Consider the following 14,508-nt stretch of genomic DNA (forward strand, 5'->3'; position numbering starts at 1 on the left):
TTGCCTCGCAAGCGTAATGTGTCAGCGTTACTGTCATTGAAGTCCTCACTGCGCCTGGTGCGCGGCGATCACCTGGTCGAGCACCTGCACGACGCCGTATTCCTCGTTGGTCCCGGTGCGGTAGGTCGCAAACTGCTCCATGCCCGGTGCAAAATTATTGACCAGGTAGCTGTACTTGACCGCCTTGAGCATTTCGGCGTCGTTGAAGTTGTCGCCAAAGGCCATCATTTGGTCCGTCGTGATGTCCATCTGCTTGCCGATTGCCCGCATGCCGTTGCCCTTGTTGATGTCAGGCATCATGATGTCGATCCAGACCGGACCGGAAACGGCCGCGGAAAATTGACCGCCAAACCGCGGCGCGATCACGTCATCAAAGACCGCCCTGGCGTCGCCATTAGGCAGGTAAATCGTCACCTTGTCCGCCTCGCCGCTCCAGGTGGTCAGGTCATCCAGGTAGGAGAGCCGGTGGTAAAACTCGCGATAGACTGAGTCGTACTGCCGGTCGGCGGTTTGCCCCACGGCTTCAGTGATGCCGCAGATCAGCGGCAGCCCATCGGTTTCGTCGCGGATCACGCGCACCATTTCCTGAACTGTCGCAGTTGGCATCAAAGTTTTGCTGATGAGCTGACCGCGGAAACTGATCACGCCACCGTTATCGCAAATCAAGGCCAGCTTTTGGTGGTCATGCGGGAAAATGTCCTGCAGCGTATACAGCGGCCGGCCGCTGGCGATCCCGAATTGAATCCCGAGGCGGTCAAGGGCCTCGAGCCGCTCCTGAAACCGCGGCGGCAGTACACTGGCCTCAGTCAGCAGCGTGTGATCCATGTCGGTGGCGATAAACTTCACGTCTTTTAAAGTCATGCGCGGTCTCCTTTGACGAATGCCTCGTAGTAGCTGATGGCGCCAACGCTTTGTGCAGAAGCAATTTTGCCGCTTTTGACCGCAGCGATGACTTCGTTTAGTGGCACCAGCTGACTGGTCACGAATTCGTCCTGGTCAAAATGCTTGGGGGTGCGCTTGGCCGGATCGATGTGGACCAGCATCAGGTGCACGACCTCGTCGGTCATGCCTTCGCTGGAGCGGATCGCGCACATTTCCGTGATGTCGTCCGTCACATAACCGGTTTCCTCCTCAAGCTCGCGTTTGGCGGCCTTGAGCGGATCCTCGCCCGGGTCCATCAGGCCGGCGGGCAGCGCAAAAGATTCCGTGTTGATGCCGACACGGTACTCGCGGTTGATCAGCACCTGATCATCCGGCGTGAGCGCCAGCATGGCCACTGCCGGCGCGTGCTTGATTAGATCGCGCTCCACGCGCAGGCCGTCCGGGGTGTCGATGGTTTGCTGAATGACCTCAAAAATGTGCCCGCTGTAAACTGTGCGGGCCGACAGGATGCGGCCTTTTTTCTGAGATGCGTGAATAAACATAATTGCCTCGATTAATTAAAAGATTTAAGCGCTGGCGGCAAGCGGCCGCCGTCTCTTCCATGATACCAAAAAACCAGCCCTTTAAGCGGCTGGTTTGAGATTACTTCATGGTGCGGCTGAGGTCTTGGATCCAGGCCACCGCGATGGCCTTCTCCCCCAGGTGGGTGCCGATGACCGGACCGAAGTATGAGACTTCAAACGTCACCTGCGGAAACTTCTCCTTCAGCTCGGCTTGCCAAGCACCCGCGGCTTCGGGGTCGTTGGCGTGAATGACCCACGCCTTGACCGGGTAGTCGACTTTTGCCAGCTCCGCGGCGAGCAGTTCCTCGACCCGCGAGTACGCTTTTTTCAGCGAGCGAACCTTATCGAAGGCGACGATCTTGTGCGAGTCGTCGTCGAAGGTCAACAGCGGCTTGATCTTCAGCATGCCGCCGATAAAACCTGCCGCGTTTCTCAGGCGGCCGCCGCGCACCAGGTTTTGCAGGTCGTTGACGATGAAGTACTCACCCATGGTGGCGCGCAGTGCATCCAGCGTTTGGATGATCTCGTCTGGCGTCTTGCCAGCTGCCGCCATTTTTGCGGCGGTCAGGACCAGCTCACCCATCAAGATGACCGTGATTTGGGAATCGTACACGATGACATGCGCCGGCTTGAAGTCGGCGACGGCCGCGCGCAGCGTCTCCACAAACCCGGAAATCGTGCTGGCCAGATGAATCGAGATGATCGTGTCGTACCCTTCATTAGCCAGATTTTCGTAAAGTTTCAGGACCTCGCCCAATGGCGGCTGAGAGGTGCTGGGGAACGTCTTAGCGGTTCGCAATTTTTCGTAGTACTCGGCAGTGGTGATGTCTTTGCCTTCGTCGTACACGGTGCCGTCCAGGATAACGGGAATCGGCACGATCTTGATGTGATTGGCCGCGATCTGCTGATCGGATAAGTATGCGGTGCTGTCGGTCACGACGGCGATCTTCATTTGCTACACCCACTTTTCTGAATTTGCTTAGAACAGCATAACATTTTCTGTCTTATTTTAGAAGAATAACGCGCGGTGGCGCTTTGCGTCGGGCCTGGAAAACCGGTAGAATAAAGGACAGCAATTGCCGGCCCTGAGCGGGCAGAAAAGAGGTTTGCGATGTCATTTGACGGCTTATTCACGCATGCCATGGCGAAAGAACTGCAGCCACTGGTGGGCGGCCGCGTCAATAAAATCACCCAACCATACAATAACGAGGTCATTTTGACCATTCGGGCCAACCGGAAAAATTGGCCCCTGCTGCTGTCGGCCAACCCGCAGTTTGCACGGGTCCAGATCACGCAGATTCCCTACGAAAACCCCAAGGTCCCGACGAATTTTACCATGACACTGCGCAAGTACTTGGCCAGCGCGACGCTCCAGGCCCTGACCCAGGTGGCCAATGACCGGGTGCTGCACCTCGACTTTTCCACGCGCGACGAGCTGGGCGATGACCTGAGCCTGCGCCTGGTGGTTGAGATCATGGCGCGGCACTCCAACATTACCCTGGTCAATCTCAAGACCGGTAAGATTATTGACTTGATTCGCCATGTCGGCCCCGATCAGGACCGTTTCCGGACGCTGCTCCCCGGTGCACCATACGTGCCGGCCCCGGCGCAGGACAAAATCGACCCCTTCACCGATGACACCCGCGGCTACCGCGAGCTGATGAAAACCACCGACGTGCCGTTAGCCCAGCTCCTCCAGCGCCACTACCAGGGTCTAGCCGGCGACTCCGCCAAGGAGCTGGCAGCCAGGCTGAGCGCTGGGGATGCCGACGCGGCCTGGAACGACTTTTTTGCTGCGCTGGACCACCCACAGCCGACCATTACCACGGGTGCCAAGGTGAATTTCTCCGCCCTGCCCTATCAGACCCATGAAGGGACGCAGCAGACGTTCGCGTCCCTGAGCGAAATGCTGGACGCCTTTTACGCGCAAAAGGCCGAGCACGACCGTGTGCGCACCCAAGGCGATAATCTGATTCGCCCGCTGAAGACCTTAATCGAGCGCGACGAGAAGAAGCAAAAAAAGCTGCAGCAAACCCTCAAGGACACGGAAAAAGCCGATGACTACCGGATCCGCGGCGAGATCCTCACCACCTACCTGGCGCAGGTCAAGCGAGGCGACACCAGCGTTACCCTGCCCAATTTTTACGACGACATGAAGCCGCTGAAGATCAGCCTGTCCAACCAGCTGTCCCCGTCGAAGAACGCGCAGAAGTATTTTTCTCGCTATCAGAAGCTCCGCAACGCCGTGGCCTACGTCAACGAGCAGATGAAGCAGAATCAGGCCGAGCTCGATTACCTCACCGGCATCATGGCGCAAATCGAGATTGCCAGCCCCAAGGATCTCGACGACATTCGCACCGAGCTGCAGGACGGCGGCTACCTGAAGGCGCACAAGCAAGGAAAGAAGGCGCCGAAGCACAAAATTGCCAAGCCTGAGGAGTTTTACGCCTCGGATGGCACGAAAATCTGGGTCGGCAAGAACAACCTGCAAAACGACCAGCTCACGCTCCACAAGGCCGCCAAAACCGACATCTGGCTGCACGCCAAGGACGTCCCAGGCTCTCATGTCATCATCGATTCAGCCAAACCCAGCGACAAGACGCTGATGGAGGCTGCCATGCTGGCGGCCTACTTCTCCAAGAGCCGCGCGTCGGCGAACGTCCAGGTCGATTGGATCGAAGTGAAGAAGATTCGCAAGCCCAATGGTGCCAAGCCCGGGTTTGTGGTGTACGAAGGCCAGCGCACAGTGGTCGTGACGCCGGATGAGGCAGTCGTCGAGCGGCTGCGCCATCAGCCCACGATGTAAGACGTATTCACGCAAAACGAAAGTAAGACAAAATTGGCTAGTCGCGTTCCATAAAGCAACGCCCAAGCGCACAAACGCCCCTGCACCGCGATTTTAAAAACAAATCGTGGTGCAGGGGCGCTTGTGCTTTGGGCTAAACCCGCTTTATGTCTCAGCCTCATTTTTAGGTTGTGGTGCGTTAGTCGAGCGTCTTGAGTTTGCCGCGGAAGTCTTCAATGCTGGTGTAGCCCTTTAGCAGCATGATGTCGCCAAGCTCTTTTGCGATCCGAGCAAAGATTGCCGGCCCTTCGTACCCAAACTGCGTGCCAATCTGCAGCATCGAGGCCCCGCACAAAATGTGCTCGAAGGCGTCGCGGCCAGACATGATGCCGCCGACGCCAATCACGGCGATGTCGGGGTTCAGGCGCTGGGCTAAGGCGCGCACGTTGGCCAGGGCGGTCGGCTTGATGCTGGCGCCGCCGATGCCGCCAAAGCCGCCCTTGGGCTTAATTGCCACCGTCTCAGTCTCGAAATTGACAAGCAGGCCGTTGCCGACGCTGTTGATGGTCGTGACAAAACTCAGCGGAAATTGGTTGAGGATGCCTGCGATCGCATCAAAGTGAGCCATGTCGAAGTATGGCGGCAGCTTAACCCCCAGCGGCTTCTGGTAAAAGTCGAACACGGCTTCCAGAGTTTGCCGCGTGGCCTCAAAATCGTACCCGGTTTGCGGATGGCCCGGCACGTTGGGGCAAGACAGATTCAGTTCCACGAAGCCTTGATAAGCCGAGTCATTGATTTCGTGAAGCATTGCCAGATTGTCATCAAGACTGGTCCCGGCCAGCGACAGGAAGTTTGTTTTTCCTGGACGTTTTTGCTCGTCCGCGATCACATAATCGAGGTAATACGCCAGGCCGTTGTTGGGCAGGCCCATGGAGTTGAAGCTGCCGTGCGGCATGGTGGCCATGCGCGGTGATGGATTCCCTGGACGCGGCGCCGGGGTGGCACTTTTCGTGACATAGGCGCCGGCGCGCGATTGCACCAGCGCGTCTAAATCACGGCTGGACTGGCAGCGGACGCCTGCCGCGTTCATGAGGCAGCGGTCAAAGTGGCGGCCGGCAATTGTGGTTTCAAGGGTCAACATGCGATTTGCTTCCTTTCCTTGGCTAAAGCAGTGGCACCGGTTAAGCCTGCCAGTGCGCAGGATCCGTGCGCCAGGCGTGCAGCAGCGCCAACTCATCCGCATCGATTTGACCGTGGGCCTGCGCCGTTTGAATCAGCGTGGTGTAATTGGTCAACGTGACGAACTTGGTTTTGGCCGCTTCAAAATTGGCGGTGAGTGCTGGCAGCTGGTAACTGAAAATGGCTGCCACGCCGATGACGTTCGCGCCTTCGCGCCGCGCCGCCTCTGCCGCCTTCAAAACCGAGCCGCCAGTGCTCAGCAAGTCATCGATCAACACCAGCTTGGCCTGTTGGTCCAGGCGGCCTTCGATCTGCCGGCCCTGCCCGTGGTCCTTGGGCTTGCTGCGGACGTAGACCAGCGGCAGGTTCAGACGCTCGGCCACCAGGGCGGCATGGGGAATGCCTGCCGTGGCGACGCCGCCGATCACCTGCACGTCCGGGTACTGGGTTTTGATCAGCTGCGCCAGCCCGTCTGCAATGCGCGTGCGCACCGCGGGATACGAGATGGTGAGCCGGTTATCGGTGTAAATCGGGCTGTGAATGCCGCTCGCCCAGGTAAATGGCGCTTTGGGCCGCAGGGTCACCGCGCCGATCGTCAATAGGTCAGTGGCAATTGTGGTTTCAATCTCACTCATTAGCGCGCCTCCATTGTCTGCCAATTTGCTTGAACGCCTTAACCGGATCGGCCGCTTGCGTGATCGGGCGGCCGACCACGATTGCTGAGCTGCCCAGCTGTGCGGCCTGCGCCGGCGTGGTGGTGCGGACTTGATCGCCGTTTTCGCTGCCGGCCGGCCGAATGCCCGGCGTGACGATCAGAAAATCAGGTCGGGTGATGGCGCGGATTAATGGGGCCTCTTGCGCGCTGGCGACGACCCCGTCAGCGCCGGCCGCCTGGGCGACTGCAGCCAAATGCTGCACCGAATCGGCAACGGGACCGGGGATCTGCAGCTCGTTGTGCATCATGGCGGGCGAGGTCGACGTCAGTTGTGTGATGGCGAGCAGCTTAGGGGCGGGAAAGCCTGATTCGGCCGCGCCGGCGAGCAGACCGCGTTTGGCGGCCGCCAGCATCTCGCTGCCCCCGGTCGCGTGCGCGGTGGTCAGCTGCACGCCCATGCGGCCGATTTGATAGGCTGCCCGCTCGACGGTGTGCGGAATGTCGTGCAGTTTTAAGTCGAGGAAGACATTGACGTCGCCCTGAAGCATCACGCCGCCTACCGCGCGGGGGCCGACGCCGTAGAACAGCTCCATGCCAATTTTGACGGTCAGCGGCCGCACGCCCTTGAAGCGCTCAAGAAAAGCCGTCGTTTCCTCAATGGTGGGAAAATCCAGTGCAATGATTGGTGACATACTTCCTCCTACAATGGCTTAGTGGTGAAGGCGCGCGACTCGAGCACCTGCACGATGGCGCGTGCGGTGTCAAGGCTGGTCATCAGCGGCACCCCATGCATGATTGCCGCCTGGCGAATGCGGTAGCCGTCGCTGGTCGTGGCCTTGTCCTGGCTGGTGGTGTTGATCACCAGCTGCAGCTTGCGGTCTGAGATGGCATCGAGGATGGCATCCTCGCCGCTTTCGCCGAGCTTGGCGATCACCTTGGTGCGAATGCCTGCCGCCCGCAGCGCCTCGGCGGTCCCGGCGGTGGCATCGATCTGGTAGCCGACCTCGCGGAAACGCTTGGCCAGTGCCACTGCCTCGGGCTTATCGGGATCGGCGACGGTGAACAGCGCGATGCCGTGCGCCGGCAGGTGCGTGTGACTGGCTTCAAAGGCCTTGTACAGCGCCTTTTCCAGCGTGCTGTCTGAACCCATCACCTCACCAGTCGACTTCATCTCCGGCCCCAGCGTGCTGTCGACGTCGTTAAGCTTGGAAAAGCTGAAGACCGGCGCCTTGACATGGACCCCATCGCGCAGCGGCTGCAGTCCATTTTCAAAGCCCAGATCCTTAAGCTTGAGTCCCAAAATGGCCTGGGTGGCCAGCTGCGCCATGGAAATATCGGTGACTTTGCTCAAAAATGGCACGGTCCGGCTGGCCCGCGGGTTGACTTCGATCACGTAGACTTGATCGTCATGCACGATGAACTGAATATTCATGATGCCAATGCAGTGCAGCGCGTGCGCCAAGTCAATGGTGTAGCGCTCGATTTGGCCCTGGATCGCCTGACTGAAGTCTTGCGGCGGGTAAACGGCCATGGAATCGCCGCTGTGCACGCCGGCGCGCTCAATGTGTTCCATGATGCCCGGAATCACGACGGTTTCGCCGTCGCAAATGGCGTCGACTTCACACTCCTTGCCGACCAGGTATTGATCGATCAGGACTGGGTGGTCGTTAGAAACGGACACCGCCCGGTCGATGTAATCCGCAAGCTCCGCGGAGGAGTGCACGATTTCCATCGCCCGACCGCCGAGCACGTAGCTTGGGCGCACGAGCACTGGGTAGCCGATTTTTTCGCCGATCGCGATGGCGCCGGCTTTGTCGGTGGCCGTGTCCCCCACTGGCTGGGGGATGTTCAGCTTGGTGATGATTTCATCGAAGCGGTCGCGGTCTTCGGCGGCGTCCAGGTCATCCAGACTGGTGCCGAGGATCTTCACGCCGTGCGCGGCCAGCGGCGCCGCCAGGTTGATGGCCGTTTGCCCGCCGAACTGGACGATGACGCCCAGCGGTTGCTCCAGGTCGATCACGTTGAGGACGTCCTCGATCGTCAGCGGCTCAAAGTACAGCTTGTCGGAAATCGAGAAGTCAGTTGATACCGTCTCCGGGTTCGAGTTCATGATGATGGCCTCATACCCGGCCTTTTGAATCGCCTTGACGGAGTGGACCGTGGCGTAGTCAAACTCGACGCCTTGCCCGATGCGAATCGGGCCGGAGCCCAGGACTAGGACACTCTTGCGGCCGCTCTTTTGGCTTTCGTTTTCAGTTTCGTAGGTGCTGTAAAAGTACGGCGTGGTTGAGGCAAATTCGCCGGCGCAGGTGTCAACCATTTTATAGACCGGCGTCAGCTGATTGGCCCGGCGCAGGTCGCGGACCTCATCCATCGTTTGCCCCCAAAGCTTGGCGACTTCCTGATCGGCAAACCCATTGCGCTTGGCAGTGCGCAGCACTTCCAAGTCGCCCGGGTGGGCCTTCAAGTCATCTTCGAGCTCGATGATGTGTTTAATTTTGTCGAGGAAGAAAATGTTGATGTGCGACAGCTCGGCCAGCTCGCCCAGGGTAAAGCCGCGCCGCAGCGCCTCAGCCAGGTAAAACAGCCGCATGTCCGTGGGGGTGACGATTAGATCCGTTAGTGCCTGATCTGACAGCGGCTTGGCAGCCGCCAGCTCCAGGTGAATCGCCCCCACTTCGAGGCCGCGTACGGCCTTGAGCAGCGATTCCTCGATGTTGCGGCCAATCGCCATCACTTCGCCGGTGGCCTTCATCTGCGTCCCCAAGGTGCGGTCGCCGTGCTCAAATTTATCAAACGGGAACCGCGGGATCTTCGCCACGACGTAATCCAGCATGGGTTCGAACTCGGCGTAGGTCGCGTCCGTGATGGGATTTTTGATCTCGTCCAGGTGCAGGCCGACAGCAATCTTGGCCGCCATTTTGGCGATCGGATAGCCGGTCGCCTTGGAGGCCAAAGCCGACGAGCGGGACACCCGCGGGTTGACTTCGATGACGTAGTACTTGAAGGAGTTGGGGTCCAGGGCCAGCTGTACGTTGCAGCCGCCTTCGATTTTCAGCGCCCGGATGATTTTCAGCGAGGCGTCGCGCAGCATCTGCACTTCCTTGTCGGTCAGCGTCTGCACCGGGGCGAACACCACGGAGTCGCCGGTGTGAATGCCGACCGGGTCGAAGTTCTCCATGTTGCAGACCACGATGGCGTTGTCGGCGGCGTCGCGCATGACCTCAAATTCGATTTCCTTGAAACCGGCGATCGACCGCTCGACCAGGACCTGGGTGACCGGACTCAGGTTCAGCCCGTTTTCAGTGATGGTGCGCAGCTCATCCTCGGTTTTGGCAATGCCGCCGCCGGTGCCGCCCATGGTGAAGGCCGGCCGAATGATAACCGGGTAGCCGATTTTTTCTGCAAACGCCTTGGCCTCGTCGAAGTTATGGGCGATGGCCGATTCGGGGATCGGCTGGTGCAGCTTTTGCATCAGGTTCTTGAACAGCTCGCGGTCCTCGGCTTGGTCGATGGCGCTGAGCTTGGTGCCGAGCAGTTCGATGTGCAGTTCGTCAAGAATGCCCGAGTTGGCCAGGGCCATCGCCAGGTTGAGGCCGATCTGGCCGCCGATGGTTGGCAGGATGGCATCTGGCAGTTCCTTGCGCAGGATCTGGCTGACAAATTCGGTCGTCAGCGGCTCAATGTAAACCTTGTCCGCAATTTCCTTGTCGGTCATGATCGTCGCCGGGTTGGAGTTCACCAGCACGACTTCGTAGCCCTCTTCGCGCAGCGCCAAGCAGGCCTGAGTGCCTGAGTAATCAAATTCCGCAGCCTGACCGATGATGATGGGGCCGGACCCGATGACCAGAATCTTGTGAATATCAGTACGTTTTGGCATGACTCGCTCCTTTGTTGGCCGAAAAGGCGTCCATCATTTCCATGAATTCGTCGAATAGATGCGCGGCATCGTGAGGACCGGGCGCCGCGTCCGGATGAAACTGGACCGAAAACGCCGGGTACAAGCGATGGCGCAGGCCTTCGACGGTGTGATCATTGATCTCCTCATGAGTGACCAGCAGCTGATCAGGATCGATCGAGTTCGGGTCGACCGCGTAGCCGTGGTTCTGACTGGTGAAGTCGATGCGGCCGGTCGCAATCTCGCGCACCGGGTGGTTGAAGCCGCGGTGGCCGTACTTCATCTTAAACGTGTCGGCGCCGTTGGCCAGCGCAAACAGTTGGTGGCCTAAGCAGATGCCAAACATTGGAATGTGGCCTTCCACGCCGCGGATCATGTCCAAAGCGCCTGGCACATCTTTGGGATCGCCAGGGCCGTTGGTCAGCATCACCCCGTCCGGATTCAGCTCGAGGATCTCGCTGGCCGTAATGGTCGGCGGTACCACGGTCACATTGCACTCGCGCTTGGAAAGCTCGCGCAGGATGCTGTGCTTCAGTCCGAAGTCCACCACGACGATGTCCTTGCCGGTGCCCGGCGCCGGGTAGGCCTGGGTGGTTGCGACCTGGGCGACCTGGTTTTTCGGCAGGACCAGCGCTCGCAGCTGATCGAACGCATGCTCATCGGCCGCGTCAACGATACTGGCCTTCATCGTCCCAGCCTCGCGCAGGCGCTTGGTCAGCGCCCGCGTGTCGATGCCGGCAATGCCGGGGATGTGCTTGCGCCGCAAAAATTCGTCGAGCGTCATCTGCGCCCGCCAATTGCCAGTGACGCGGGCGGCCTCGTGCACGACCACCCCTTTGGCCGTCGGATTGATGCTTTCGTAATCGTCGCGGTTGATGCCGGCGTTGCCGATCAAAGGATACGTGAACGTGATAATCTGGCCGTTGTAACTTTGGTCGGTGATAGTTTCCTGATAGCCGCTCATGCCGGTGTTAAAGACGATTTCGCCGGTGGTGACAGTTTCGGCGCCAAACCCCTCTCCAGGGAAAACTGAGCCGTCTTCAAGGATCAAATAGCGTTTCACTGGTTCTCCTCCTTGTATGCGATTTGCCCATCGGCCAGCGTGTAAAGCACCTGGCCAGAGACTTCGCGACCGATAAACGGACTGTTGCGCCCTTTCGACAGCCACGTGTTGGCATCGATCTTGTACTGCTTGTTCAAATCGATGATGGTCAAGTCGGCGGGCTGGCCGATGCCGATGCTGCCGGCGGGCAATCCAAATGCCTTGGCCGGGTTCGTGCTCATCCACTCGATCAGCTGGTCGAGCGTGAAGCGCCCACTTTTGACCAGGCTGGTGTAAAGCAGCGCAAAGGCTGTCTCGCTGCCGACGATGCCAAACGCAGCAGTACTGAAGTCCCCTGCCTTGTCTTCGTCGGTGTGCGGCGCGTGGTCGGTGGCGATCATGTCGATAGTGCCGTCTTCCAGCCCATCGATCAGCGCCATGCGGTCCATTTCGGCCCGCAGCGGCGGGTTCATTTTGTAATTCGGGTCGTTGGCCGGGATGTGCTCGTAATCCAGCAGCAGGTGGTGCGGGGTGACCTCGGCGGTGACGTTGACGCCCCGCGCCTTGGCGTCGCGGATCAGCTCCACGCTTTGCTTGGTTGAAATGTGGCAGGCGTGGTAGTGCACGCCGGTCGCCTCGGCCAGCGTTAGGTCGCGGGCCAGCTGGGCGGATTCGCTGACGTGGTTGATGCCCGGCAGCCCAAAGGCCTGGGCCTTGGTGCCGGTGCTGATCACCCCGCCGGCCATCAGCCCATCGTCCTGAATGTGGGCAACGATCGGCGCGTCAACTTTTACGGCGGCCTGCATGGCCTGGTACATCGTGCCAGCGTCTTGGATGCCGACCCCGTCGTTGGAAAAGCCCAGCGCACCGGCGTCCTTCAGGGCCTGGTAATCATCGAGATCATTGGAGTGCAGGCCCTTCGTGATGGCGGCAAACTGTTCAACGTGAATTTTCGCGTCGGTGTGGTTTTTCTTGATCAGCTGGCGCAAATCGATGACGTTGTCCGGCACCGGATCCAAGTTGGGCATGGCGACAACGGTGGTGAAGCCGCCGTGCGCCGCCGCGGCAGCCCCAGTCTTGATGGTTTCCTTTTGCTCAAAGCCCGGTTCGCGAAAATGCACGTGCACGTCGACGAGTCCAGGCAGGACCGCATTGTTCTGGGCGTCAATGATGGTGGCGTCAGCCGGTGCAAACAGGTGCCGGCCGAGCGCGCTGATTTTGCCGTCTGCAATCAGGATGTCCCCAGTGAAGGACTGTGGGCCCATCACCTTGGCGTTTTTAATCAGTGTATGCATGATGACCTCCTACTTTCCGCATACCAGTTCCAGCATGGCCATGCGCATGAACACGCCGTTGTGCATCTGCTTAAAGATCCGCGACCGTTCGGCCAAAACCAGGTCAGAGGCGAGCTCGACGCCGCGGTTGACCGGCGCCGGATGCATGATGATGGCGCCGGGCTTCATCTGGTCGTAGCGCGCCTGGTTAATGCCGAAGCGTTCATGGTAAGACTCAGCAGAAAATTCCGCCTTTTCTGCTGGGGTCAGGCGCTCCAGCTGAACCCGCAGCAACATCAAGACGTCGACCTGCGGAATCAGGTCATCCAGCGGCACATAGTCACCGTACTGCTCAAAGTCCTTGGTGTACCAAGTTTTCGGCCCGGAAAAACTGACAGTGGCGCCCAGCTGCGTCAGCATGGCCATGTCCGACCGCGCCACCCGGGAGTGGGCTAAGTCACCGACGATGCCGACGTGCAGGCCCTTGAAGTGCCCGAACTCCTCGCGAATGGTCATCAGGTCCAGCATCATTTGACTCGGGTGCTGGCCGGCCCCGTCGCCGGCGTTGACAATGTGCAGCGGCACATTGGCTTCGATCAGCGGCTGGTAGTAGTTGTCCTGAGAATGGCGGATCACCGCGACTTGAATGCCAATCGCGGCAAGCGCCCGCAGTGTGTCCTCCAGGCTTTCGCCCTTGGTGACAGAGCTATGGCCGGGATCAAACGGGATCACCGTCATGCCCAGTTTGCGCTCGGCCATTTCAAAACTGGTGTGCGTGCGCGTGCTGTTTTCAAAGAATAGATTGGCCGCGTAGTACGGCGTTGCGACTGCCGGCGTGGCCCCCTGCTTGAAGGCCTCGGCTCGATCGATCAGGCTTTCGGCAAGTTCAGGGGTGACTTGGGTTTCCGAAACAAAATGCTCAAAGTTTTTTAGCATCGACAGGTTCCTCCTCGTTGGCTGCTTGCTGCGGCAGAATGAAGTTCAACAAAATGCCGATCACGGTGGCGATGGCCAGCCCCGAGAAGGTGTAGCCGGCGAATTGCAGGCTGGCGTTGCCGATCCCGATGACCAGGATAGTCGAGCCGATCATGAGGTTGCGTTTCTTATTAAAATCGACCTTGTTGTCGATCAGGACCTTGAGCCCGTTGCTGGCGATGACGCCGAACAGCAGAAATGAGATGCCGCCGATGACCGGACTTGGAATGGTGCGGATCAAGGCGCTGAGCTTGCCGATGAAGGCGAAGAGCACCGCGAACATGCCAGCGCCGGCCAGCACGTACACACTGTGGACCTTGGTCATCGCCATGACCCCGATGTTTTCACCGTATGAGGTGACTGGCGGGCCGCCGACGAACCCGGCGATGATGGAGGCTGTGCCGTCTCCGGCCAGCGTGTGGTTCAGGCCAGGATCCTTGAAGAAGTTGCGGTGAGTCATTTCATCGAGCACCATGATGTGCCCCATGTGCTCCGTCATCGTGACGAAGGCGATTGGCGCCATCGAGAGCACCGCGCCCCAGTAAAACTTGGGCTGGTACGTGAGAAACGGAATTTGAAACGCCGGCAGTGAGAACCACTTGGCCTGCATGACCGGCGTGAAGTCCACGATGCCGAACAGCAAGGCGATGACATAGCCGGTGATCAGACCCAGCAGAATCGGCAGCAGGCTGATGAACTTTTTCAGGTACATGTTGTAAATAATGGTGAAAGCCAACGTCAGCATGGCGACGGCAAAGTAGCGGATGTCGTACACGCTCTTGGTCGCGGACACGGCGCGCATGGTGGCGTCGGTCGCGGCAGTGCCGGCCAGACTCAGGCCGATGACCATGACGATCGGCCCCACCACGATCGGCGGCAGCGCCTTATCGATCCAGGCGGATCCGGCGAAGTTCACGATTAAGGCGACGATCAGGTACACGCACCCGACGGCGATAGTGCCCTGCGCGATGCCCGGGTAGCCGGTGGTTTTCATCAGCGACTGCATCACCACGATGAAGGAGAAACTGGAGCCCATGTAGGCTGGAATCTTGCCGCGCGTGATCAGGATGTAAATCAGCGTGCCGACCCCGCTGGAAAACAGCGCAATGCTGGGATCCAGGCCAACCAGGATCGGCACCAGCACCGTGGAGCCGAACATGGCGAACAAGTGCTGGATGGACAGGCCCACCCACTGACCGAAGCCAGGTTTATCGTGAATGTCTAAAACTGCGTCATCATCATGAAATTTGGCCAT

General features: G+C 59.3%; 12 protein-coding genes. 1 reads left to right on the forward strand and 11 read right to left on the reverse strand.

The annotated features are described in order from the left end of the window. Nucleotides 1–45 precede the first annotated feature (45 nt). The 3 genes from EKM86_RS00150 to EKM86_RS00160 all read right to left on the reverse strand — a co-directional run bounded on the left by EKM86_RS00150 (nucleotide 46) and on the right by EKM86_RS00160 (nucleotide 2,397). The gene (locus EKM86_RS00150) at nucleotides 46–861 is read right to left on the reverse strand and encodes an HAD family hydrolase (RefSeq protein WP_125754480.1); all 816 of its coding nucleotides are present in this window, start codon (nucleotides 859–861) and stop codon (nucleotides 46–48) included. Continuing rightward, nucleotides 858–1,424, reverse strand: a complete 567-nt coding sequence (locus EKM86_RS00155; RefSeq protein ID WP_125754481.1) for an NUDIX hydrolase — start codon at nucleotides 1,422–1,424, stop codon at nucleotides 858–860. The genes EKM86_RS00150 and EKM86_RS00155 overlap by 4 nt, the downstream gene beginning before the upstream one ends. 100 nt (nucleotides 1,425–1,524) lie before the next feature. Continuing rightward, on the reverse strand, nucleotides 1,525–2,397 hold the full coding sequence (locus tag EKM86_RS00160; protein ID WP_125754482.1) for a DegV family protein: 873 nt from the start codon (nucleotides 2,395–2,397) through the stop codon (nucleotides 1,525–1,527). 159 nt (nucleotides 2,398–2,556) lie between these two features. Between EKM86_RS00160 and EKM86_RS00165 the strand changes: the two genes are divergently transcribed. Beyond that, nucleotides 2,557–4,251, forward strand: coding sequence for an Rqc2 family fibronectin-binding protein (locus EKM86_RS00165; RefSeq protein ID WP_125754483.1), 1,695 nt, complete (start codon nucleotides 2,557–2,559; stop codon nucleotides 4,249–4,251). Between the two features lie 178 nt (nucleotides 4,252–4,429). On the opposite strand, the gene EKM86_RS00170 is transcribed toward EKM86_RS00165, so the two are convergent. From EKM86_RS00170 to EKM86_RS00205, 8 genes are read right to left on the reverse strand one after another with little or no spacing between them, the layout of a single operon-like run. Further along, a complete protein-coding gene (locus EKM86_RS00170) occupies nucleotides 4,430–5,371 on the reverse strand; it encodes a dihydroorotate oxidase (protein ID WP_125754484.1) in 942 nt (313 codons plus the stop codon). Nucleotides 5,372–5,411: 40 nt separating this feature from the next. Continuing rightward, nucleotides 5,412–6,044 (reverse strand): orotate phosphoribosyltransferase, encoded by a 633-nt coding sequence (gene pyrE, locus EKM86_RS00175; RefSeq protein WP_125754485.1) that lies wholly within the window; start codon nucleotides 6,042–6,044, stop codon nucleotides 5,412–5,414. Next, the gene (pyrF, locus tag EKM86_RS00180; RefSeq protein ID WP_125754486.1) at nucleotides 6,037–6,756 is read right to left on the reverse strand and encodes an orotidine-5'-phosphate decarboxylase; all 720 of its coding nucleotides are present in this window, start codon (nucleotides 6,754–6,756) and stop codon (nucleotides 6,037–6,039) included. The genes pyrE and pyrF overlap by 8 nt, the downstream gene beginning before the upstream one ends. An 8-nt stretch (nucleotides 6,757–6,764) precedes the next feature. Continuing rightward, a complete protein-coding gene (carB, locus tag EKM86_RS00185; RefSeq protein ID WP_125754487.1) occupies nucleotides 6,765–9,944 on the reverse strand; it encodes a carbamoyl-phosphate synthase large subunit in 3,180 nt (1,059 codons plus the stop codon). Beyond that, nucleotides 9,928–11,025 (reverse strand): carbamoyl phosphate synthase small subunit, encoded by a 1,098-nt coding sequence (locus tag EKM86_RS00190; RefSeq protein WP_125754488.1) that lies wholly within the window; start codon nucleotides 11,023–11,025, stop codon nucleotides 9,928–9,930. The genes carB and EKM86_RS00190 overlap by 17 nt, the downstream gene beginning before the upstream one ends. Beyond that, nucleotides 11,022–12,299, reverse strand: coding sequence for a dihydroorotase (locus EKM86_RS00195; protein ID WP_125754489.1), 1,278 nt, complete (start codon nucleotides 12,297–12,299; stop codon nucleotides 11,022–11,024). The genes EKM86_RS00190 and EKM86_RS00195 overlap by 4 nt, the downstream gene beginning before the upstream one ends. 9 nt (nucleotides 12,300–12,308) lie before the next feature. After that, nucleotides 12,309–13,214, reverse strand: coding sequence for an aspartate carbamoyltransferase catalytic subunit (locus EKM86_RS00200; RefSeq protein ID WP_125754490.1), 906 nt, complete (start codon nucleotides 13,212–13,214; stop codon nucleotides 12,309–12,311). Continuing rightward, a complete protein-coding gene (locus EKM86_RS00205) occupies nucleotides 13,198–14,508 on the reverse strand; it encodes a uracil-xanthine permease family protein (RefSeq protein ID WP_125754491.1) in 1,311 nt (436 codons plus the stop codon). The genes EKM86_RS00200 and EKM86_RS00205 overlap by 17 nt, the downstream gene beginning before the upstream one ends.

Source organism: Lacticaseibacillus hegangensis, from assembly GCF_003946465.1.
Lineage (GTDB): Bacteria > Bacillota > Bacilli > Lactobacillales > Lactobacillaceae > Lacticaseibacillus > Lacticaseibacillus hegangensis.